Source organism: Vibrio splendidus, assembly GCF_002873455.1.
GTDB classification, from domain to species: domain Bacteria; phylum Pseudomonadota; class Gammaproteobacteria; order Enterobacterales; family Vibrionaceae; genus Vibrio; species Vibrio splendidus_J.
The window spans coordinates 49,904-74,120 of sequence record NZ_MCUN01000012.1; the positions used below are offsets into that span (position 1 = coordinate 49,904).

The 24,217-nt window shown below is 47.1% G+C and carries 10 protein-coding genes; 5 read left to right on the forward strand and 5 right to left on the reverse strand.

Annotation, left to right across the window (positions count from 1 at the left end; genetic code table 11):
* The first annotated feature begins 354 nt into the window (after window positions 1-354).
* The 5 genes from BCU75_RS24745 to pfaD are packed head-to-tail and all read left to right on the forward strand — an operon-like array spanning window position 355 to window position 18,086.
* Window positions 355-546 carry a hypothetical protein gene (locus BCU75_RS24745; RefSeq protein ID WP_102473972.1) on the forward strand — a complete coding sequence of 64 codons (192 nt, stop codon included), beginning with the start codon at window positions 355-357 and terminating at the stop codon, window positions 544-546.
* Window positions 546-8,375 carry a type I polyketide synthase gene (locus tag BCU75_RS11775; protein ID WP_102473973.1) on the forward strand — a complete coding sequence of 2,610 codons (7,830 nt, stop codon included), beginning with the start codon at window positions 546-548 and terminating at the stop codon, window positions 8,373-8,375. The genes BCU75_RS24745 and BCU75_RS11775 overlap by 1 nt, the downstream gene beginning before the upstream one ends.
* Window positions 8,375-10,423 carry a PfaB family protein gene (locus BCU75_RS11780; protein ID WP_102473974.1) on the forward strand — a complete coding sequence of 683 codons (2,049 nt, stop codon included), beginning with the start codon at window positions 8,375-8,377 and terminating at the stop codon, window positions 10,421-10,423. The genes BCU75_RS11775 and BCU75_RS11780 overlap by 1 nt, the downstream gene beginning before the upstream one ends.
* Complete coding sequence (locus tag BCU75_RS11785; RefSeq protein WP_102473975.1) at window positions 10,420-16,404, forward strand: beta-ketoacyl synthase N-terminal-like domain-containing protein; 5,985 nt, start codon at window positions 10,420-10,422, stop codon at window positions 16,402-16,404. The genes BCU75_RS11780 and BCU75_RS11785 overlap by 4 nt, the downstream gene beginning before the upstream one ends.
* A 44-nt stretch (window positions 16,405-16,448) precedes the next feature.
* Window positions 16,449-18,086, forward strand: a complete 1,638-nt coding sequence (pfaD, locus tag BCU75_RS11790; RefSeq protein ID WP_102473976.1) for an eicosapentaenoate synthase subunit PfaD — start codon at window positions 16,449-16,451, stop codon at window positions 18,084-18,086.
* Between the two features lie 97 nt (window positions 18,087-18,183).
* On the opposite strand, the gene hflX is transcribed toward pfaD, so the two are convergent.
* From hflX to BCU75_RS11815, 5 genes are all read right to left on the reverse strand, one after another.
* The gene (hflX, locus tag BCU75_RS11795; protein WP_102473977.1) at window positions 18,184-19,551 is read right to left on the reverse strand and encodes a GTPase HflX; all 1,368 of its coding nucleotides are present in this window, start codon (window positions 19,549-19,551) and stop codon (window positions 18,184-18,186) included.
* A 279-nt stretch (window positions 19,552-19,830) separates the two neighbouring features.
* Window positions 19,831-20,943: an ABC transporter ATP-binding protein gene (locus BCU75_RS11800; protein WP_102473978.1), complete on the reverse strand. Its 1,113-nt coding sequence runs from the start codon at window positions 20,941-20,943 to the stop codon at window positions 19,831-19,833.
* A 6-nt stretch (window positions 20,944-20,949) separates the two neighbouring features.
* Window positions 20,950-21,807, reverse strand: coding sequence for a carbohydrate ABC transporter permease (locus BCU75_RS11805; protein WP_009848502.1), 858 nt, complete (start codon window positions 21,805-21,807; stop codon window positions 20,950-20,952).
* Window positions 21,804-22,742 carry a carbohydrate ABC transporter permease gene (locus BCU75_RS11810; protein WP_102473979.1) on the reverse strand — a complete coding sequence of 313 codons (939 nt, stop codon included), beginning with the start codon at window positions 22,740-22,742 and terminating at the stop codon, window positions 21,804-21,806. The genes BCU75_RS11805 and BCU75_RS11810 overlap by 4 nt, the downstream gene beginning before the upstream one ends.
* A gap of 181 nt (window positions 22,743-22,923) precedes the next feature.
* Window positions 22,924-24,171 (reverse strand): ABC transporter substrate-binding protein, encoded by a 1,248-nt coding sequence (locus tag BCU75_RS11815; RefSeq protein ID WP_102473980.1) that lies wholly within the window; start codon window positions 24,169-24,171, stop codon window positions 22,924-22,926.
* Window positions 24,172-24,217 lie beyond the last annotated feature (46 nt).

The window sequence follows — 24,217 nt, forward strand, 5'->3', positions numbered from 1 at the left end:
TCACACTTAGCCTTACACAAGAGGCATCCATTAAATGTTACTTACAAAAATATGACATAGATCTCACCAACTCTAAATATAGAGTAAAAACACTAAAAAACAACCCATACCCATTAATTATCAATAAGTTAATTAAATTAAAAATACAAAAATCAAAACCATGCCAAATTCATCTGGTCTGAACAGATCATAGTGGCCTCTGGGAGCATTGTATCGACCACTCACCTCGGGTAGCCTGCTCAACCATTAAACAAATTCACACGTTTTCTTTGCGGATACCGACTTGTCGTTTAGTCAGACTTTGAACAGGATTTTAATGGACATCGCCTCAACATTTGAATGCCACCGTCGCGCATGAAACACCTCCCCTACACTCGTAAGTCAACGCACTTCGAAAAACTAATTTCTATCTGGTTGCCGCCACTCAGCAACCTGAATTTTCAGCTGCGCTTCCCTAAGTCTGTTTCAGATTTTCTTTCTATAGCTTTAAAAGCGCAGCCTCAAAACACGACATCACTTTCTGTGATTTCTAGTGGAGACTCATAATGAGCCAACCCGAGACAAATACACCGGAATCAGTCGACGATACTCGACTGAATAAACGCCTTAAAGATATGCCTGTCGCTATCGTTGGTATGGCGAGCATGTTTGCAAACTCTCGCTACCTGAATAAATTTTGGGACCTTATCAGCGAAAAGATCGATGCGATTACTGAAGTACCAGATACGCACTGGCGTCCAGAAGATTACTACGATTCAGATCGTACGACGCCAGACAAGTCTTACTGTAAGCGCGGTGGTTTCATCCCAGAAGTAGACTTCAACCCTATGGAGTTCGGTCTTCCGCCAAATATCCTAGAACTGACAGACACTTCACAGCTGCTTTCTCTGATCGTTGCAAAAGAAGTACTTGAAGATGCCAAGCTGCCTGAAGGCTACGATCGCGATAAGATCGGTATCACGCTCGGTGTTGGTGGTGGTCAGAAGATCGCTCAAAGCCTAAATGCTCGTCTTCAATACCCTGTTTTGAAAAAAGTCTTCAAGAGCAGTGGTATCAGCGACGACGACAGCGAAATGCTGATCAAAAAATTCCAAGACCAATACATCCACTGGGAAGAGAACTCATTCCCTGGTTCATTGGGTAACGTAATATCAGGTCGTATTGCTAACCGCTTTGACCTTGGTGGCATCAACTGTGTAGTAGACGCTGCGTGTGCAGGCTCTCTAGCCGCAATGCGTATGGCTCTAAGTGAGCTGGTTGAAGGCCGCAGTGAAATGATGATCACAGGTGGTGTGTGTACTGATAACTCACCAACCATGTACATGAGCTTCTCTAAAACTCCAGCATTCACTACTAATGAAACCATTCAACCTTTCGATATCGATTCAAAAGGCATGATGATTGGTGAAGGCATCGGCATGGTTGCTCTTAAGCGTCTTGAAGATGCAGAGCGCGACGGCGACCGAATCTACTCAGTGATTAAAGGTGTCGGTTCTTCTTCGGATGGTAAGTTCAAGAGTATTTACGCACCTCGCCCTGAAGGACAAGCAAAAGCACTGAAACGTGCTTACGATGATGCTGGTTTCGCACCGCACACGCTTGGCCTTTTAGAAGCGCACGGCACAGGTACAGCGGCAGGTGATGTGGCTGAATTTGGTGGCTTAAACTCGGTATTTAGTGAGAACAATGAAGAGAAGCAACACATTGCGTTAGGCTCTGTGAAATCTCAAATTGGTCACACTAAATCAACCGCGGGTACTGCAGGTTTAATCAAAGCTGCATTAGCACTGCACCACAAAGTACTGCCGCCAACGATTAACGTATCAGCTCCGAATCCTAAGTTGGATATCGAGAACTCACCGTTCTACCTAAACACACAAACGCGTCCTTGGATGAAACGTGTCGACGGCACACCACGCCGTGCAGGTATCAGCTCATTCGGTTTTGGTGGCACTAACTTCCACGTGGTATTGGAAGAGTACACACCAGAACACGCTCGCGGTGACAAATACCGTCAGCGCCAAGTACCGCAAACTCTGTTATTCAGCGCGGAATCTCGTCAAGCACTGATCAATGAGCTCAAGCAGGTTTCAACTAAAGCTGCAGATGCGGCATTCAAACTAGAAGCGCTTGCTGAGCAGCACGCTCTACGCGAAGTAGACGCTAAGCACGCTCGTCTTGGTTTAGTTGTCACTGACCAATCAGACCTTCAAGCGCAACTGACTCAAGCGGTTTCTATGCTTGAGAGCCAAACCAAAACACATTGGCAGATGCCAAACGGTACTAGCTACCGTGAGTCGGCACTGATTGCAGAAAATGGTGCAGGTAAAGTGGCAGCACTATTTGCAGGTCAAGGTTCGCAATACCTCAACATGAGTCGCGAGCTTGCTTGTCATTACCCTGAAATGCGCCAACAGCTTGCTCAAGCGGATCAGGTATTTGGTCAACACAAGAAAACGGCTCTGTCGCAAATTCTGTTCCCAATTCCAACTTTCACACCAGAAGCAACCAAAGCTCAAGAAGCGGTGTTAACCAACACCGCCAATGCGCAAAGTGCGATTGGTACTGTGTCTATGGGTCAGTTCGATATCATGACTCAAGCTGGCTTCAAAGCAGACATGGTCGCAGGCCACAGCTTTGGTGAGCTAAGCGCGTTATGTGCATCGGGTGTTATCTCGCAAGACGATTACTACCAGCTAGCTTTCGCGCGTGGCGATGCTATGGCGGCGACACCAGAACAAGGCGACAGCGGTACTATGTTTGCGGTCATCTTAGACGCAGACAAACTTCCAGCCGTTGAAAACTGCATCAGCCAATTCGAAGGCGTGAGCATTGCCAACTACAACGCTCCGACTCAACTGGTTATTGCTGGCCCAACTACGACGGTTCAACAAGCAGCACAAGCGCTGACAGAACAAGGCTTCAAAGCAATCGCTCTGCCTGTATCTGGCGCGTTCCACACTCCACTTGTTGCTCACGCTCAAAAACCATTTGCTGCTGCAATTGACAAAGCTTCATTTAGCGCTCCAACGCTGCCGCTTTACTCAAACGCAACGGGCAAACTGCACAGCAAAGACGCTAAAGCGATCAAGAAAGCGTTCAAGCAACACATGCTGCAATCGGTTCGTTTCAGCGAGCAAATTGAAGCGATGTATGAAGCAGGCGCGCGCGTATTCGTTGAGTTCGGTCCGAAAAACATTCTTCAAAAGCTGGTTGAGAAAACATTGGCTGATAAGAACGAAGAGCTTTACGCAATCAGCATCAACCCAAGCCCTAAAGGCGACAGTGACCAACAGCTTCGCTTAGCTGCGGTTCAACTGTGCGTGGCAGGTATTTCATTAGACAACATTGACCCTTACCAAGCTGACATTGCTGAACCTGCGAAGGCATCACCAATGAACATCAAGCTGAATGCAACCAACTACATCAGCCCTGCTACTCGTAAGAAAATGGATCAATCATTGGCTTCGGGCAACGTCACCGAAAAGACTGAGATTGTTGAAGTGAAAGTTGAAGTCGAGAAAATCGTGGAAAAAGAAGTGATTAAAACAGAAATCGTTGAAGTACCTGTGGCTGCTCCTCAAGCTTCAAATGTACAACAGTCAGCTGCTCCAGCACCAAGCGCACAAGTAGTAACAGCAGCTCAGCAGCCACAAGTGGCGCAATCTGCACCAGCGACTATTCAGCCAGCAGCTCAAGTAACAGTTGATGAATCTTCACTGCAATCGTTCTTCAATGCTCAACAACAAGCAGCAGAAGTACATCAGCAATTCTTGGCGATTCCTCAGCAATACGGTGACACGTTCAACACCCTAATGTCTGAGCAAGCGAAAATGGCGACAGCAGGCGTAGCAATTCCTGAGAACCTACAGCGTTCTATGGAGATGTTCCACCAGCACCAAGCTGAAACGCTAAAAGCTCACGCTCATTACCTAGAGATGCAAGCGCACAGCAACAGCTCTGCACTTAATATGCTGACGCAAGGTTCAGTACAAACGGCACAACCTACCTTCGTTGCGTCAGTCAATGCTCAACCAGCGATTCAAGCTCCAACTACTCCAGCAGCTATCATCCAACAGCCTGTAGCTCAAGTACAAGCGACTCCTGTACAAGCTCAGTCTGTTCAAGCTGCGCCGGTTCAAAATACAACAACTCAGAAAGCTCCTGTACAGAAAGCATTTCCTGCACCACAAGTAGCGGCTCAAGCGGCAGCGCCTGTTGCAGCTCAACCTGTTCCAGTTAAAGCGCAACCGGTTCCTGTTGCTGCACCAGTAGCAGTACAATCAGCAGATGCTGAAAAAGTGATGCTAGAAGTGGTCGCTGAGAAAACGGGTTACCCAACGGAAATGCTTGATCTAGAAATGGACATGGAAGCAGACCTTGGTATCGACTCAATCAAGCGCGTAGAGATCCTTGGTACCGTTCAAGACGAAATGCCGGACCTACCTGAGCTGAACCCTGAAGATTTAGCTGAGTGTCGTACTCTTGGCGAAATCGTTACTTACATGAACAGCAAGATGCCAGCATCAGCGCCTGTTGCAGCACAGCCAAGCGCAACCGCTCCTGTTCAAGCAGCTAACGGTCTTGATGCGAAAGTCGTTCAACAAACCATGCTAGAAGTGGTTGCTGAGAAGACAGGTTACCCAACGGAAATGCTTGATCTAGAAATGGATATGGAAGCAGACCTTGGCATCGACTCAATCAAACGTGTTGAGATTCTTGGTACGGTTCAAGATGAACTGCCTACTCTTCCAGAGCTAAACCCTGAAGACTTAGCTGAGTGTCGTACTCTTGGCGAAATTGTTGACTACATGAACAGTAAACTTCCAGCTTCTGCTCCAGTGTCTTCACAAGCACCAGTAGTTACTCCGGCAACAGCTAGCAATGGTCTAGATGCGGCTGTCGTTCAAAAAACCATGTTAGAAGTGGTCGCTGAGAAAACGGGCTACCCGACTGAAATGCTAGACCTAGCAATGGACATGGAAGCTGACCTTGGTATCGACTCAATCAAGCGTGTTGAAATTCTTGGTACGGTTCAAGATGAACTGCCTACTCTTCCAGAGCTAAACCCTGAAGACTTAGCTGAATGTCGCACTCTAGGCGAAATCGTAGCCTACATGAACAGCAAGCTTCCAGCTTCTGCTCCAGTAGCAGCTCAAGCATCTACGCCAGCGCAAGCAGTATCAAACGGTTTAAACGCAGAACAAGTTCAAAGCACAATGCTGAGCGTAGTGGCTGATAAAACGGGCTACCCAACAGAAATGCTCGACCTAGCAATGGACATGGAAGCAGACCTTGGTATCGACTCAATCAAACGTGTTGAGATCCTTGGAACAGTTCAAGACCAGCTACCAACATTGCCAGAGCTGAACCCTGAAGATCTAGCTGAGTGTCGTACTCTTGGCGAAATCGTTGACTACATGAACAGCAAGTTAGCTCCTAGTTCGGAAGCAGCTACAGCCGCTGTAGAAAGCACGAGCAATGACCTAAATCCTGCTCATGTTCAATCAACAATGATGGAAGTGGTTGCCGATAAAACTGGCTACCCCGCAGAAATGCTCGACCTAGCGATGGACATGGAAGCAGACCTTGGTATCGACTCTATCAAACGCGTTGAGATCCTAGGTACAGTTCAAGACCAGCTACCAACGCTGCCAGAGCTAAACCCTGAAGACTTAGCTGAGTGTCGTACGCTTGGTGAAATCGTTACTTACATGCAAAGCAAGCTATCCGCTGCTGCACCCGTAGCGACTCCAAAAGCTGAATCAGTAACGCCTATCGCAGAAACAGCGACAGCGGAACTTCCTCCACACAATGAGGTAGCGCTAAAAAAGCTACCAGCGGCAGATAAACTCGTCGATTGTTTCTCAAAAGACGCTTGTGTCGTGATCACAGATGATGGTCACAACGCTGGTGTTCTAGCAGAAAAGTTGACCGCTAACGGCATTCAAGTTGCTGTAGTGCGTAGTGCTCTTTCTGCCGCGTCACCTTTAAACAGTGAAATCGCAAGCTACACACTCAACAGCGTCGATGATGCTGGTGTGACAGCTGTGATTAACGACATCGAAGCAGACCTTAAAACGTCGAACAAAGTGATTGCTGGCTTCATTCATTTACAAGCTATCGTTGATGCGAAACAAAGCAACGAGCAAGCAGTTAACTTGAATGCAGACTCAAGAGCTTCACTAACCACAGCGTTCTTATTCGCGAAGCACCTAAATGGTCAGCTGAATACCGTTTCTGGTCGCAGTGTGTTCTTCACGCTAAGCCGTATCGATGGTGGCTTTGGTTACCTAGATACTAAGCAATTAGCGAATGCAGAACTCAACCAAGCCGCGTTGTCTGGTCTAACTAAGACACTGAGCCATGAATGGTCAAACGTGTTCTGCCGTGCATTGGATGCTGACGCTTCTATTGATGCTCGTCACCTAGCTGAAGCTATCACAGGCGAACTGTTCGATATCGATACCAACACGGTTGAAATCGGTCTTAGCCATGCAGAAAACGGTGAATCGGGTCGTGCAACATTGATTGCGGCAACACCAGGTGCTGCACAAACCAAAAACACAGGCGCTCAACTCACCAAGAGCGACAAAGTTCTCGTAACTGGTGGCGCTAAAGGCGTGACGTTTGAATGTGCACTGACGCTTGCTAAGCAATGTAAGTCTCACTTCATTCTTGCAGGTCGTAGTAAGCATATTACTTCAGATGAGCTACCTCAGTGGGCACAAGGCAAGCAAGAGAAAGAGCTAAAACCAGCGGCTATTGCTCACCTACAAGCAACAGGTGACAAACCAACGCCAAAGAAAGTTGATACCTTGCTAAAACCTGTATTGAGCAGCCTTGAAATCAACGCAGCACTTGCCGCTTTCAACGAGATTGGCGCGAGCGCTGAATACCTAAGTCTAGATGTATCGAACCATGAGTCAGTAGCGAAAACGCTGGCGAATTTCGAAGGCATCACAGGTCTTATCCACGGCGCAGGCGTACTGGCTGACAAACACATTCAAGACAAAACACTTGATGAACTGAACATGGTTTACGGCACGAAAGTGGGCGGACTAGAAGCGGTTCTTGGTGGTCTTGATAGCAGCAAGCTAAAACTGATTGCGATGTTCTCTTCGGCGGCGGGTTTCTACGGAAACACTGGCCAAAGTGATTACTCGATGTCTAACGAGATCCTAAACAAAGCGGCTCTACAACTGTCTGCGCGTAACCCTCAAGCGAAAGTGATGAGCTTCAACTGGGGACCGTGGGACGGTGGCATGGTCAACGCAGCACTGAAACGTATGTTCACAGAGCGCGGCGTGTACGTAATTCCTCTTCAGGCAGGTGCAGAGCTGTTTAGTTCTCAACTACTGAACGAAACTGGCATTCAACTGCTGGTTGGTACGAGCATGCAAGGTTCTGACAACAAGGAAGCTGCTGTAAAAAAGCTTAATGCGGAGTCTGTGCATCTTGCAAAGAGTCCGCTGAATACAAGCATCACTGTGACACGTCATCTTGATCCTAAGGCTTTGCCTTTCATTCAAGATCACTGCATTGCCGGTAACCCAGTGTTACCGACAGTGTGTGCCATCCAATGGATGCGTGAAGTGGCAGAGCAACTGTTAGGGGTAAGCGTTAGCGTTCACAACTACAAACTGCTTAAGGGTGTGATTTTTGATACTGATGAAGTGCAAGAGCTAAAACTGGTTCTTTCTGCTGATGCTAAATCAAAAGAGCAGCTAAAAGCAGTGATCAGTTGCCAAGGGCGACCACAGTATCAAGCTCAGTTGCAAGTTGCCTCTGTGCTAGTGTCTGAAGATGTTCAACAAGCGTCAGAAAAGCGCTTTGAAACCAACACTTCAACACCTGTAACAACGGCACAAGATCTATACAGTGACGGCACTCTGTTTCACGGACCAAGACTGCAAGGTATTACCTCAGTTGAACGCTTTGACGACTTAGGCTTACTGGCTCAGTGCCAATTGCCTCAGATTGAAAACAGCGACTGCGGATCATTTATTCCTAAGCAAGGTTTTGGCGATAGCCAGCCATTTGCTGAAGATTATCTATTGCAAGCTATGTTGGTATGGGCTCGATTGAAGTACGGAGCGGCAAGCCTACCGTCTGCAATTGGTGAGTTTATTTGTTACGCACCGATGCGCAATGGTGACCAAGGTTGGCTAGAGCTGAGCGTGATAAAAAGCACGGCTCGTTCTCTGCAAGCTGATATCTCGCTTTACCACCAAGATGGTCGTTTAAGTGCGGTAATGAAAGGTGCCAAAGTCACCATCAGCAAGAGCTTAAACGATGCATTTTTGCCGAAGTCTAGCTCAGCAGTATCAAAGAAAGAGGCGACTAAGAACGCAGAAAAGGAGCAATTGTCATAGTGACTGTTCCTACTAATAAAGCGATGCCATTGCGCATCGCTCTTTTAGCTCAGCCAGCAAACGCGGCTGAGCTTTCTGCCGACTTATCACCTTCGCTTCCAGAGATTGTTACTGTCGTGGTTGATGGCAATTTTAATCAAGCACTTGCTCACGCCATCGAGACAGTCAATCAAGGTAATGTTGTTAAGCTTTGTTTGGATTCTCATTATCCATCATTGTTGATGTTGAACGCGCTGACCGCTGCTCAAAACAAGATTCATCCACACGCTTATCTAGCAGGTTTTGTAGATACAGCTATCGGAGATAGCATTCAGCTAGCTCTGGATATTGCGCGCCGCCCCGCTACAGATTTAAGCCATCAACAACAATATTCTGCACTTTCTGCTTCGCAGCAGTTTGATGAGTTGTTGAATATAGTTGAGGCGATATCGAGCCGTTCATTGCCGAGCCATTCATTAGCTAATAATTACTGGTTCACTGAGCCGAACAAAGCTCGTGTTTCTGCGTTAACTTTCAGTGACGATAGCCAAAAATCCACCAGCCTAATATTGACTCAAGCGACCGGTTTGCAAGAACCAAAACCCTTGCTATCAAGCGAGCGTTTGATGTTTGTGGTTTCAGGCAACGAACAAGCCGAGTTGGTTTCTCAGTTAATCTCGTTAAGAGAAGAGCTTAAATGCGTTAACGAAGCGGCAGACAGCAAACTTGCTATCGCCAGCTTGATGCATTCAAACCTAAGCCACTTTCAAAGCGTTCAACACAATGCTGGCCGTGGTGCGAACATCGTGATTCAAGCGGCTTCAATTGAGGCTGCACTACAAGAGATCTCAGCGCTAGAAAATGCGTTGCCAAAAGTAATGACTGACAATAGCCATTACAAAACGCCAGCGGGCAGTTGTTTCTCACCGATGCCTCAAAGCAAAGGTGGTGTTGCATTTGTTTACCCTGGTGTTGGCACGGTTTATCCCGGTATGTTGCGTGAGTTTCACCACCATTTCCCACAGTTATTTGCTCGCTTAGAGCGCGAAGGTAACTTGAAAGAGATGCTGCAGGCTGAAAAAACCTACGCTGACGACTCGCAAGAAATGTCGCTCAGTGAGCTGGCAATTGCAGGTGTGGGCAGTAGTTATCTGTTAACACAACTGCTATGTGATGAATTCAAAGTACAGCCAGATTTCGCCTTGGGCTACTCCAAAGGTGAAGCCTCCATGTGGGCTAGCTTAAATATTTGGAAAAATCCACATGCGCTGATTGAGATGACTCAAACCAGTCCTATCTTCACTACGGCTATTTCTGGCGAACTCACCGCAGTGCGTCAAGATTGGCAGCTGAACGGCAACGAAAGCATCCAATGGAATAGCTTTGTGGTTCGCAGTGATGCGCAAGCGATTGAGGCTCTGTTACCAGAGTTTCCACGTGCTTACCTTGCCATTATCCAAGGTGACACTTGCGTACTGGCAGGCTGTGAAAGCACCTGTCGTGCTCTGCTCAAGAAACTGGGTAAACGTGGCATTGCCGCAAATCGAGTTACCGCAATGCACACTACACCAGCACTAAGCCAGCATAGCCAAGTGCGAGAGTTTTACACGCAACCATTGTTCGACGAGTTGCCAAAGCATATCCGCTTTATCAGCGCAGCAGGTCTACCGACTGGCGCCCCAATCAATATCGACAGCGATAGTATCGCCCTTTCGATTGCCGACACTTTCTGTTCGACGCTGGATTTTACCGCGTTGATCCAGAGTGCACGTCAACAAGGTGCTCGTCTGTTTGTCGAAGTGGGTGCCGATCGTCAAACCAGCACATTGATCGACAAGATCAATCGTAGCGACAACGTAGCAGACCAATACTGCACAATCGCTTCCAATGCCAAAGGTGGCGACGATGTTGTCACGCTCATCAAATGCATTGGTCAGCTCATTACTCATCAAATCCCATTGTCTGTCGAGCCTCTTATCCAAGGGCTAGAACAACAGATCACCGCAGCTAAGCAATTAAGCGGTTTATCTCAAGGCAGCGCAGTGAATTATCAAGGAGAGCTAGTATGAGTTCTCAATCGAAGCCATCTCAATATCAAGCTAAGGCTAAGAATAAGCAGCAAGTGAAGTGCAATAAGATCGCGATTGTCGGTATTGCTAACCAATACCCAGAAGCTGATACGCCAAAAGACTTTTGGCAAAACTTGCTGGATAAAAAAGATTCTCGGACCACATTAAGCGCTGAAAAGTTAGGTGCTAAACCTGAAAGCTATCAGGGCGTGCAAGGTGAGTCAGACCGCTTTTACTGTGACAAAGGCGGCTACATCGAAAACTTCAATTTCGATAGCAATGGCTACCGCTTAACAGCAGAATCATTTAACGGCGTAGATCAAAGCTTCCTATGGGCTTTGGATACCAGCCGTAAGGCGTTAGTCGACGCTGGCATTGATTTAAACGCCGATGTTTTAGAGCGTACCGGCGTGATCATGGGTGCTCTTTCGTTCCCAACCACACGTTCAAACGACCTGTTTCTACCGATGTACCACTCGGTGGTCGAGAAAGCACTACAAGCTAAATTGGCTAATGACCAGTTTTCACTGCTACCAACCAATGAAACAGCTCAAAACCTCAACCCGATCAACGGTGCAGCAGCACACAACGCCTCTAAGTTAGTGGCTGATGCATTGGGTTTAGGCAACGTGCAACTTAGCCTAGATGCCGCATGTGCAAGCTCAGTGTATTCATTGAAGTTAGCGTGTGATTACTTGAATACAGGCAAAGCCGACATGATGTTGGCAGGCGCGGTATCCGGTGCTGACCCATTCTTTATCAACATGGGTTTTTCCATCTTCCACGCTTACCCAGATCACGGTGTGTCGGTTCCGTTTGATAGCAACAGTAAAGGTTTGTTTGCTGGCGAAGGTACTGGTGTTTTAGTCCTAAAACGCTTAGCTGATGCAGAGCGTGATGGCGATAATATTTACGCAGTTGTCAGCGGTATTGGCTTGTCGAACGATGGCCGTGGCCAGTTCGTATTAAGCCCAAATAGCAAAGGACAAGTACAAGCCTTTGAACGCGCTTACGAGGCATCGAACCTAACACCAGACAGCATTGAAGTGATTGAGTGTCACGCAACCGGCACACCATTAGGTGACAAGGTTGAGTTAACCTCAATGGAGCGTTTCTTTGCTGACAAATTGAATGGTTCTAACCCACCATTGATTGGCTCTGCGAAGTCAAACCTCGGTCACTTACTGACAGCCGCAGGTATGCCTGGGATCATGAAGATGATCTTCGCGATGAAAGAAGGTGTGCTTCCGCCAAGTATTAACTTAGACAAGCCACTATCGTCGCCTGAAGGTTTATTTGGCTCACAGACTCTGCCAACGCAGGTTCAACCTTGGCCAAGTAAAGCAGGTAACCAAGAGCGCTGTGCGGGTGTTTCTGTATTTGGTTTCGGTGGTTGTAACGCTCACTTACTGCTTGAAGCGTATTCAGACACCAGTCATGTAAACCAGACTCTAGAATCAGCGTCTCCAAGCCTACAGCCGTCTAATTTAAGCATTACTGGTCTAGCGTCTCACTTCGGCTCTCTGCAAAGCATCAATGCGCTAAGCACTGCGATTGAGACCAACAACGATGCTTTCATTGCATTGCCGAAGAAACGCTGGAAAGGCTTAGACCAACACCCAGAACTACTGAATCAGTTTGGTTTACACGGTATTCCAAACGGAGCGTACATCGATCAATTCGATCTCGATTTCCTACGCTTCAAAGTACCGCCTAATGAAGATGACCGTTTGATCTCTCAGCAGTTGCTACTGATGAAAGTTGCAGACGAAGCCATCAAAGACGCCAAGCTTGTAGCAGGCCAAAAGGTTGCAGTACTCGTTGCGATGGAAACAGAGCTTGAGATGCACCAATTCCGTGGACGCGTAAACCTGCATAGCCAATTGGCTGACAGTTTTGCCAACATGGATATTGAGCTAACACAAGACGAATACCAATCGCTAGAAACCATCGCGATGGACAGTGTGATGGACGCAGCCAAGCTGAACCAATACACCAGTTTTATCGGCAACATCATGGCTTCGCGTATCTCTTCATTGTGGGACTTTAACGGCCCTGCCTTCACGATTTCAGCCGCTGAACAGTCGGTTGCTCGTTGTATCGATGTTGCACAAAACTTGATGTCGCAAGAATCCATGGACGCCGTCGTGATTGCCGCCGTTGACCTTAGTGGCAGTGCAGAGCACGTGATTCTGAAGAACAGCGTCAGCCCAGTGTCACTTGCTCCAAAATTCGGACAACCGCAAGACGGCAGTTGGAATGTGGGCGAAGGCGCAGGTGCGATTGTTCTTGTTGAAGAGAATAGAGTAGCGAGTAACCAAGATACGGCTTACGGCAGCATCAACGCATTGGCCTTTGGTTCAAGCGAGCATAACAACGCCGTTGTTGATGAATTACTGACTCAAGTTGGTATGAGATCGAACGATGTTTCACTGCTTGAGCTTAACCATGCATCAGAGTCTTTGTCACAAGAGCAAACTCCTATCAATCTAGGAAGCAGCGCTAAGACAATTCAAGCGAGTCAACGTGTTGGTCATTGCTCCGCTGCTTCTGGCATGGCAAGTCTGCTACACGGTCTGCTCAACCTGAACCTTGAGTCTCTGAATCCAAATATCAGCTCTAAGAGCGCGATTGTTGCCAACATCAGCGAAGGACAATGCTCACAGCTGCTACTAAGCCAATCGAGTGTTGAATCTCAATCACTATCGGTTCGTTTAAGCAGTGAACTGGCGAGTGATGCTAAACGTCAATTGGTTAAGCAAGTGACTCTTGGTGGCCGCGATATTTATCAACATATTGCCCAAACCCCAGTGACTAACTTGGCAACAATTCAACACAAAGCTTCTGGTAAACAAGCAGCAAGAGTGGCGCCGGTTCCAACGACAGCAAGCATTCAAGCAGCCCTTGCGCAAAAAGAGTTAGAGAAGAAAGCACTAGCGCAGAACGCGGTAGAGCCAATAATCGAAACTCCTACATCAGTATCCCCTACTCTGGCGCCAACTCGCCACAGTCAGCTAACAGGTAACCACAGCAATATGACTCATGTCCTATCCGCTAAAAATGGCGTATCGAATATCGACGTTAATACGGATGCAGCATCACAGCCGTCTGTAACACCACACAACCAAGCTTTTGCTCAAAACCAGCAAGCAGCGCAGCAAGTACACAAAGCATTCCTGCACACTCGCGCCCAAGGCATGCAAATGGCTGATGCGCTATTAAAAGCACAGCTAAACGCAGTGACATCTGGTTTAGATAACTCAAGTTTAGAGAACAATGCCATTTCTCAACAAACGAATGGTCAACAAACGACTGGTCAGAAAACATTAACTCAGACTGTTCAAGCTCAACCAGCTCAGGTTCAGTCAGAACCAGTCAACGTATTGGCGACGCCAGCACCAGTAAAACCTATCCGTAAGCCATGTATCTGGGATTATGATGATCTGGTTGAATACGCTGAAGGCGATATCGCCAACGTATTTGGTCCTGATTACGCGATCATCGATAGCTACTCGCGCCGCGTTCGCTTACCAACTACCGATTACCTATTGGTATCTCGTGTAACCAAGCTCAACGCGACAGTGAACGAGTACAAGCCAAGCACAATGACCACAGAATACGACATCCCTGTTGATGCGCCGTATCTTGTTGATGGTCAGATCCCTTGGGCTGTGGCGGTAGAGTCTGGTCAATGTGACTTAATGCTGATCAGCTACCTAGGTATCGATTTTGAAAACAAAGGTGAGCGCGTTTACCGCCTGCTGGATTGTACGCTGACTTTCCTTGGCGACCTGCCTCGTGGTGGCGATACGCTGCGTTACGATATCTCAATCAACAGCTTTGCTCGCAATGGCGACACGTTGCTGTTCTTCTTCTCGTACGAATGTTTCGTTGGCGACAAGATGATCCTGAAAATGGATAACGGCTGTGCGGGCTTCTTCACTGATGAAGAGCTAGCAGACGGCAAAGGTGTGATTCACACTGAAGATGAAATTAAGGCTCGTAAGCTTGCAACTAAGCAACGCTTTGACCCTATGTTGCACTGCCCTAAAACGCAGTTTGACCACCAAGAATTACGTCATCTACTGACAGCCAACATTGCAGAGTGTTTTGGTCCAACTCACCAATCCAATAGCCACCAGCCTTCTTTGTGCTTCAGCTCAGAGAAGTTCATGATGATCGAAAAGGTTAGCCGTGTTGAACCGAAAGGCGGCACATGGGGACTTGGTCTGATTGAAGGTCACAAGCAGCTAGAGCCTGAGCACTGGTACTTCCCTTGTCACTTCAAAGATGATTCGGTAATGGCTGGTTCTTTGATGGCAGAAGGTTGTGGTCAATTGCTTCAGTTCTTCATGATGCACCTTGGCATGCACACGCTTGTTCAAAATGGTCGTTTCCAACCGCTTGAAAATGCCCCTCAACAAGTACGCTGTCGTGGTCAAGTTCTACCACAATCGGCAGAACTGACTTACCGCATGGAAGTGACCGAGATTGGTCTAAGCCCTCGCCCATACGCGAAAGCTAACATCGATATCTTGCTCAACGGCAAAGTGATTGTTGATTTCCAAAACTTGGGTGTGATGATCAAAGAAGACGACGAATGTACTCGTTACCTGCCTTCTTTAGAAACAGCTGTCGCGACCCCTGTTATCGAAAACTTGGGCCATACACCAGCAGTGAATCAACAGGCTTCAGTGAATGCACCATTGATGGCGCAAATTGAAGATCTAGAAACTGCGCCAAATAAAGGTGTGGTTCCTCTTCAACACGTTGAAGCTCCGGTAACTCCAGATTACCCAAATCGCACTCCCGATACGGTTCCATTCACGCCTTACCACATGTTCGAATTCGCAACAGGTGATATCGAGAAATGCTTCGGTCCTGATTTCTCTATCTACCGTGGCATGATTCCACCACGTACTCCGTGTGGCGACCTACAGCTAACTACTCGTGTTGTTGAGATCGACGGTAAGCGTGGCGACTTCAAGAAGCCTTCATCATGTATCGCAGAATACGAAGTGCCAGAGAATGCATGGTACTTTGATGAAAACAGCCACCAGACCCTAATGCCTTACTCGATATTGATGGAGATTTCACTGCAACCAAACGGCTTTATCTCTGGCTACATGGGCACAACACTGGGCTTCCCAGGTGAAGAACTGTTTTTCCGCAACCTAGATGGCAGCGGTAAAATGTTGCGTAACGTCGACTTGCGCGGCAAAACGATTACCAACGATTCTCGTCTGCTTTCAACAGTAATGATGGGCACCAACATCGTTCAGAGCTTCAGCTTCGAACTGAGCACTGACGGCGTGCCTTTCTACCAAGGTACAGCGGTATTTGGTTACTTCAAGGGCGCAGCACTGAAAGATCAACTTGGTTTGGACAACGGTAAAGTGACTCACCCTTGGCATGTTGATAACAACCGCACGCCTGATGTAAACATCAACCTACTAGACAAAACGACGCGTTACTTCAATGCACCTGTTTCTGCTACTGGTGAAGTACAAGAGCACTACCAACTGGCTGGCGGTCGCTTGAACTTTATCGATACGGTGCAGATCACCAGCGATGGTGGTAAAGATGGCCTAGGTTACCTATACGCTGAGCGTACGATTGACCCAAGCGATTGGTTCTTCCAGTTCCACTTCCATCAAGATCCGGTAATGCCAGGCTCTCTAGGTGTCGAAGCGATCATCGAACTAATGCAAACCTACGCTCTGAACAAAGACCTTGGCGCTGGCTTCCGCAATCCGAAGTTTGGTCAAATCCAATCTGAAGTGAAATGGAAATATCGTGGTCAGATTAACCCTCTGAACAAGCAAATGTCTCTTGATGTACACATCACTGCGATTAAAGACGAAGACGGCAAACGCATCATCATTGGCGACGCAAACCTGAGCAAAGATGGTCTGCGCATTTACGAAGTGAAAGACATCGCAATTTGTATCGAAGAAGCCCCTGTGAACGATAAAGCATAAGCCGCCATTAGTGACAGAGACAGAGAACTAGGAAAGAATTAATTATGACAACTCAAACCACTATCAATAACGAAAAGCTATCTCCGTGGCCTTGGCAGATTGAAGAGAACACAACTCACTTTGATAGCGCGGCAATGTCGACAATCTTAAAAGACTTAAGCCTTGCTTGTTATGTAGTGAACCACCCAGAAAAAGGCTTAGGCGTAAGCCAACAAGCTGAAATTACATCGGGTGATTCAGCAAGTGCAGCAAACAGCCAACCTGTTAGCGCATTTGCTCCAGCTCTTGGTACACAAAGCCTAGGCGACGAAGATTTTCGTCGCTGTCACGGCGTGAAATACGCTTACTATGCAGGCGCAATGGCAAACGGCATTTCATCTGAAGAGTTGGTGATTGCCCTTGGTCAAGCTGGCATTCTTTGTTCATTTGGCGCGGCGGGCTTAATCCCGTCTCGCGTTGAGCAAGCGATCAACCGTATTCAAGCAGCACTGCCAAACGGTCCTTATGCGTTTAACCTGATTCACAGCCCAAGCGAACCCGCGCTAGAGCGCGGCAGTGTAGAGCTGTTTTTGAAGCACAAAGTGAAAACCGTTGAGGCTTCAGCCTTCTTAGGTTTAACACCGCAAATCGTTCACTACCGTGCCGCTGGCCTTAGCCGTGATGCACAAGGTGAGATTCAGATTGGAAACAAGGTTATTGCTAAGGTAAGCCGTACTGAAGTCGCGAGTAAGTTCATGCAACCAGCTCCAGCTAAAATGCTGCAAGCTCTAGTTGATGAAGGTCGAATCACAGCAGAACAGATGGAACTGGCGCAGCTGGTTCCTATGGCTGATGACATTACCGCAGAAGCAGATTCTGGTGGTCACACCGATAACCGTCCACTGGTTACCCTACTGCCAACGATTCTTGCACTGAAAGAGCAAATCCAAGCACAGTACCAATTCAAAACTCCGCTACGTGTCGGTTGTGGTGGTGGCGTAGGTACGCCTGACGCTGCTCTAGCGACGTTTAACATGGGTGCTGCTTACATTGTTACCGGTTCAATCAACCAAGCGTGTGTTGAGGCTGGCGCGAGCGAACACACACGTAAGCTGCTTTCGACAACTGAAATGGCTGACGTGACGATGGCCCCGGCGGCAGACATGTTCGAAATGGGCGTGAAACTGCAAGTGGTTAAGCGTGGTACCTTGTTCCCAATGCGTGCAAACAAACTGTACGAACTTTACACTCGCTACGATTCAATTGAAGCGATTCCAGTAGAAGAGCGCCTGAAACTTGAGAAGCAAGTATTCCGTTCAACACTGGATGATATTTGGGCGGGGACTGTGGCGCACTTTAACGAGCGCGATCCTAAACAGATAGAACGAGCTGAAGGCAACCCGAAGCGTAAAATGGCGTTGATCTTCCGTTGGTACTTGGGACTTTCAAGCCGTTGGTCAAACACAGGTGAGCAAGGTCGTGAAATGGATTACCAAGTATGGGCAGGCCCTGCACTTGGCGCATTCAACGCATGGGCAAAAGACAGCTACCTAGATGATTACCAACAGCGTAATGCGGTGGACCTTGCTAAGCACCTGATGCACGGTGCGGCTTACTTAGCACGTGTTAACCTGCTGACTTCGCAAGGTATCAAGCTTGATCCAGAGCTAGCACGTTGGAAGCCGATTCAAAGAATGGCATAGGCATTTCAATACAGAGTTAATTAAGCTCAACGAATAAAAAAAGCGACCTTAACGGGTCGCTTTTCTTTTGGTTATTCTTCTTAAGCTAGCTAAAAGATTAAGACTTCTGCATACGTTTTTTCAGTCGCGCTAAATCAATTGCGCTTGAACGAACCGTTAATTTGATGTGTTCATAATCGTACTCTTCTTTAACCACACTCATGTTTGAGCGAATCTCACCGATGATGCCTTGTCCAGAATAAGGGATAGTGATCTCTTCTTCGATCATGCCTTCTTCTGCAACACCAACGATGTATTTGTGCAGCTTCGTAATATCTAACGGATCACGAGTTGACGTTAGCATCGCATCTGGGAATTCTTCGATCAGCTCTAATTGCTGTTCTTCAGTCAATCTATCGCACTTATTCAGCACTAATAGTTTTTCGCTACCTTCAACGCCCACTTGTGCTAATACGTCGTGTACCACATCAAGCTGAGCTCGGAACGAAACGTCAGACGCATCAACCACATACAAAAGCAGTGAAGCATCATGCGCTTCTGCTAGCGTTGAGTGGAATGAAGCAACCAGATCGTGTGGCAGTTTCTTGATGAAACCAACCGTGTCTGAAACCAAGATACGTGGCTGAGTAATCGGCTGAAGTGCACGAACCGTAGTATCTAGGGTTGCGAATAGTTTATCTTCACCCACTACTTCGGTTGCGGTCATTGCACGCATCATCGAAGACTTACCGGCATTGGTGTAGCCAACTAAAGCAACAGTAAAAAGCTCCGCACGCCTTGTGCGTCGGGTCTTCATTTCATCCTGTACGCTTACTAGCTCACGCTTAAGCGCAGCAATTTGGTCACGTACATTACGACGGTCTAGCTCTAGTGAAGTTTCACCTGCGCCCTGACCCATTTGACGCTCTTTATCACCCTCAGCCGTTTCACTAAGTCGTGGCACTAAGTAGTTTAGACGAGCGATATCAACTTGCAGACGAGCAGTACGAGTACGTGCGTGACGGCTGAAGATTTCGATGATGATGCCAGTACGGTCAAATACTTCCACACCCAAACTCGCCTCAACAGTACGCATTTGAGATGGGCTTAAATCACAGTCAAATACCACAACATCAGCGGCACCGTATTGGAAGTTGCCCGTTGGAAGATCATCAAAATCTAGCTCATCGATTTCAACATTAAAATCAAACGACTCATCAATAAAGTCTTCATCTTCTGCTTCTTCAATAGAGCCTTGATAACCAGTTAGGTGTGCAATTTCAGCAAGCTTACCGGCACCCAACACGTTTTGTCGTTGTGATGAGCTGTGATGTTGCGATTGTGTTCCGACGACTTTAAACCCTAGGGTTGACACTAAGCGAGCAAGTTCGGCAAGAGACTCTTTTGCTTCGTCACCTTTAAAATCCGGTGTCGTAATAGAAATAAGTAAAGCGTTATTCGCCGCTGGTTTTGCTGTTAGTTTCATGTATTCTTCTGTTTATGCACCAAAGTGCAACCTAGTTTTTGATCTAAAGTAGTGTGATCCTACGCGTTTCTACGTCAGCTTTATAGAGCTAAGGGATACTAAATCAAGATATTATTGCAGTAGAAGCATATATATCGTTTATCCCTCTGTTTTTATAAGGGATAAAAAGCAAGTATAGACAACGAAAAAGGCAGCACCACATTACTTATTACTAGTTGGTGATACTGCCTTTGATTTAGACATGAACTTTGATTGTTGAACTAACTCAGCAACTAGAAGTTAGAAATCAATTCTCACTTCGGTTTGAGCATCAAAGAATACCGCCTTTGATAAGTCAAAATGAAGTGGTGCCATTTGCCCAACCGATACTTCAAATTCTGGCGATAAACGACATGCGACTTCTTGGTCGTTCACTTTGACCATCGCGATAGTATCTGGCCCTGTTGGTTCCAATACCTCTAGTTGTAAGTCTAGCTTTGTGGAGGCAGAAACATCATCACTTGGCTGCTCAGTAATGTGTTCAGGACGTAGCCCAATCACCAACTCCTTGCCATCTTGATCGCGCATACTTTGTGGCAATCGAATGTGGTGTTCTTGCTCCGCCGTGCCAGTTACTTTGATGATCGGATTCTGTTCCTCATCCAAGTCCACCATGGTTTTAATGAAGTTCATGGATGGTGAACCCATAAAGCCCGCTACGAACATGTTATTTGGCTTGGTGTAGATCTCTTGCGGTGTGCCTAACTGCTGCAGTTCACCGTCTTTCATTACTGCGATGCGATCCGCCAGAGTCATTGCTTCGATCTGATCATGGGTTACATAAACAATCGTGGTATTCAGCTTCTGGTGTAGACGTTTAATCTGATGACGCATTTCAACACGCAGCTTGGCATCCAGGTTCGAAAGCGGCTCATCAAACAGATACAGCTTAGGACGACGAGCTAAAGCACGTCCCATCGCGACACGTTGACGCTGACCACCAGAAAGCTGCGATGGTTTACGATCTAGCAACTGTTCGATTTGCAGCATTTCTGCCACTCGATTGACCTCTGCATCGATCTCTTGTTGCGGCATCTTACGAATCTTCAGACCAAAGGCGATATTGCCACGCACCGTCATATTTGGGTAAAGCGCGTAAGACTGGAATACCATCGCAATGTCGCGGTCTTTAGGTTCAACCTGCGCCACATCAACACCATCAATCACGATTTCACCCGAGCTAATATTTTCTAACCCAGCGATGGTGTTCATTAGGGTGGATTTCCCACACCCCGAAGGGCCGACAAGTATCAAAAATTCCCCCGAATCGATACTAATGTCGATGCCCTTTAACGTTTCGTTGTCCGCGTTGCGATAGGTTTTACGGATCTGTTTTAAATCTAATGTTGCCATGGGTAATTATCCTTTTACTGATCCTGCCGTTAGGCCACGAACAAAATATTTTCCTGCGAAGACATACACCAACAAAGTTGGCAGTGCGGCGATGATCGCGGCGGCCATGTCGACGTTATATTCCTTAACGCCTGTACTGGTGTTCACCAAGTTGTTTAATGCCACGGTGATCGGCTGAGTTTCTGAGCCGGAATAGACTACTCCAAACAAGAAATCATTCCAGATTGCGGTGAACTGCCAGATCACCGTCACCATGATGATTGGTGTCGAAATCGGTAATAAGATCTTGAAGAAAATAGTAAAGAAGCCAGCACCATCGAGCTTTGCCGCCTTGATCAATTCATCAGGAATCGAGATGTAGAAGTTACGGAAAAACAGTGTGGTAAACGCCATGCCGTAGATAACGTGCACAATCACCAAGCCGATAGTTGTGTTTGCCAAACCCATTTTTCCTAACATGGTTGCCATTGGCAGCAACACCACTTGAAATGGAATAAAGCAGCCAAACAACAACAAGCTAAAGAACAGGTTTGAACCTCTAAATTGCCATTTCGTCACGACATAACCATTGAATGCACCGAGCAATGTTGAAATCGCTACCGCAGGAATCACCATTTGGAACGAGTTCCAGAAGTAGCCTTTGATGCCTTCACATTTCACGCCCGTACAGGCGGTATCCCACGCTTTATACCAAGCATCGAAAACCCACTCTTTCGGCAAGCTCATCAGGTTGCCTGCCTTGATATCAGGCAGAGTTTTGAATGACGTCAGCGCCATCACGAATAATGGCATTAGGTACACTAAACAGAAGAAAAGCAGTGCTGAGTAGATAAAGATTCGAGCAAAATTGATGTTATTCATCATGACTTTTTCTCCCTAAGTTCAGAGTAAAGATAAGGCACGAGAATCGCTAAAATACCGGCAAGCATCATCATGGCACTGGCAGCACCAAGGCCAATTTGTCCGCGAGTAAAGGAGTGTGCGTACATAAATAGCGCAGGAAGATCCGATGAATAACCGGGACCACCTGCCGTCATTGCGGTCACAAGGTCGAAGCTCTTAATTGCAATGTGTGAGGTGATGATCACCGCACTGAAAACCACAGGGCGCAAGCAAGGCAGAATGATTTTGAGATAGATAGTGGGTAAGCTTGCCCCATCGATTTGAGCCGCTTTGATGATTGAAGAATCGATGCCACGCAGACCTGCTAAGAACATCGCCATCACGAATCCAGAAGACTGCCAAAGTGCTGCAATCACTAAGGTGTAAACCGACATTTCAGAATTGACGAGCCAGTCAAATTTGAAGTCAGTAAATCCCCAGTCTTGCATCAGCTTTTCAATGCCAAGACCCGGGTTAAGAATCCATTTCCACGCCGTACCCGTCACGATGAATGACAACGCCATTGGGTAGAGATAGATAGTACGAATCGCGCCTTCTTGACGGATATTCTGGTCAAGCAATACCGCTAAACCAACACCAAGCAAGATGGCAATCGCCATAAATAGAAAACCAAACACACTGAGGTTGGTGATAGAGGTGATCCAGCGATCGTTGTCCATCAGCTTTTCATATTGGGTTAAACCAACGAAGTTGAAGCTAGGAAGAAATCGAGAGTTGGTGAACGACAATGCGGCCGTCCAAAATATATAACCGTAGATACACACCACGGTCACTAACGCAGTTGGCGCCAGCACAATTTTAGGTAACCAATGTTGCAACCTGTCAGCAAAACTCGGTTTCGGTGCAGGCTGGCTCCTTGTGGGTTTTGGAGTCGACTCAGTCAAAACATGCTCCATAACTTATCCTTGTTGCACAATCGAGCCAATGGCTTACCTTTCGGCACCACATCAGCATCACGCATATTAGAATTGGGAGTGAAGAGCAGATAGGCTCCCTACGAGCCTACCCACCCTGGGGGTTCGATAAAGCAACACAACCCGTCACTCACGTGCATTGTGTGTCGCTTATCAAGTTAGATTAGATAGCCGCTTTCACTGCTTTTGCTAACTTAGCTGCCGCTTGTTTCGGGTCGGCATCTTTCTCATTGAAGAAGTTGGTCACTACGTCATAGATGGCGCCTTGAGCGTAGCTTGTTGTCGCTAGGCCGTGAGCCATACTCGGAACAAGATCGCCCGATTCAGCACTCGCTTTGAAGGTTGCCATTGAGTCCAACGCACATTGGTCAAACTTAGACATGTCCATATCTAGACGTACAGGGATAGAACCTTTGTTAAGGTTGAAGACTTCTTGGAAGTCTTTAGTAAGAATGGTTTTCGCTAGGTCTTGCTGCGCTTTTGGGTTCTCTTTGTCACTTAACTCAAAGAACGCAAAGCTATCAATATTGAAGGTAAATTGGCCGTCAGTACCTGGAGCTGGTGCACAGATGTAATCTTTACCCGGCACTTTGCCTGCCGCAGTAAACTCACCTTTCGCCCAATCACCCATGATTTGCATCGCGGCTTCGCCATTGATAACCATTGAAGTTGCGACGTTCCAATCACGACCTGGAGAGTTGCTGTCGATGTAGTCACGCATCTTTTTGAACTTGGTGAATACTTCCACCATTTTGTCGCCAGATAACACGTCCATATCAAGATCAACGAACGCTTTGTTGTAGTCTGCACTGCCTAGTACATCAAGTGCCACGGCTTCGAATACGGTTGCGTCTTGCCAAGGCTGGCCACCATGAGCTAATGGAATGAAACCAGCCGCTTTAATCTTATCTGCAGCAACAAAGAACTCATCTAACGTCGTTGGAACCGTCACGCCTGATTTTTCTAAAACAACAGGGTTAGCCCAAAGCCAGTTAACACGGTGAACGTTGACAGGAACTGCCACATATTCGCCATCCCACTTCATCACTTTAGTCACTACTTCTGGTAGTAGTTCATCCCATTGTTCTTGTTTAGCAGTCGCATCGAGAGACGTTAGAAAACCTAAACCACCCCACTCCTGAATATCATGACCTTTAATCTGCGCTGCAGAAGGAGGATTGCCCGATACTGCTCGAGTTTTCAAAACAGTCATCGCACTTTCACCGCCGCCACCCGCAACAGCAAAATCTTTCCAAGTATGGCCTTGTTCTTCAATCATCTCTTTCAGTACCGCAGCGGATTTCGCTTCGCCACCGGCAGTCCACCAGTGAAGCACTTCCACTTCACCAGCTTGAGAAAATGTTGAGGCAGCAAGAAGAGATAGAGTAAGTAGGGTTTTATTGATTTTCATTATAATCTTCCATGTTTAGCGGACTCGACGTCCGGTTCAATAAAGA

Coding starts and splice junctions, on each gene's coding strand:
- BCU75_RS24745 (WP_102473972.1), top strand. CDS start 355: ATGAAACACCTCCCCTACACTCGTAAGTCAACGCACTTCGAAAAACTA.
- BCU75_RS11775 (WP_102473973.1), top strand. CDS start 546: ATGAGCCAACCCGAGACAAATACACCGGAATCAGTCGACGATACTCGA.
- BCU75_RS11785 (WP_102473975.1), top strand. CDS start 10,420: ATGAGTTCTCAATCGAAGCCATCTCAATATCAAGCTAAGGCTAAGAAT.
- pfaD (WP_102473976.1), top strand. CDS start 16,449: ATGACAACTCAAACCACTATCAATAACGAAAAGCTATCTCCGTGGCCT.
- hflX (WP_102473977.1), bottom strand. CDS start 19,551: ATGAAACTAACAGCAAAACCAGCGGCGAATAACGCTTTACTTATTTCT.
- BCU75_RS11800 (WP_102473978.1), bottom strand. CDS start 20,943: ATGGCAACATTAGATTTAAAACAGATCCGTAAAACCTATCGCAACGCG.
- BCU75_RS11805 (WP_009848502.1), bottom strand. CDS start 21,807: ATGATGAATAACATCAATTTTGCTCGAATCTTTATCTACTCAGCACTG.
- BCU75_RS11810 (WP_102473979.1), bottom strand. CDS start 22,742: ATGGAGCATGTTTTGACTGAGTCGACTCCAAAACCCACAAGGAGCCAG.
- BCU75_RS11815 (WP_102473980.1), bottom strand. CDS start 24,171: ATGAAAATCAATAAAACCCTACTTACTCTATCTCTTCTTGCTGCCTCA.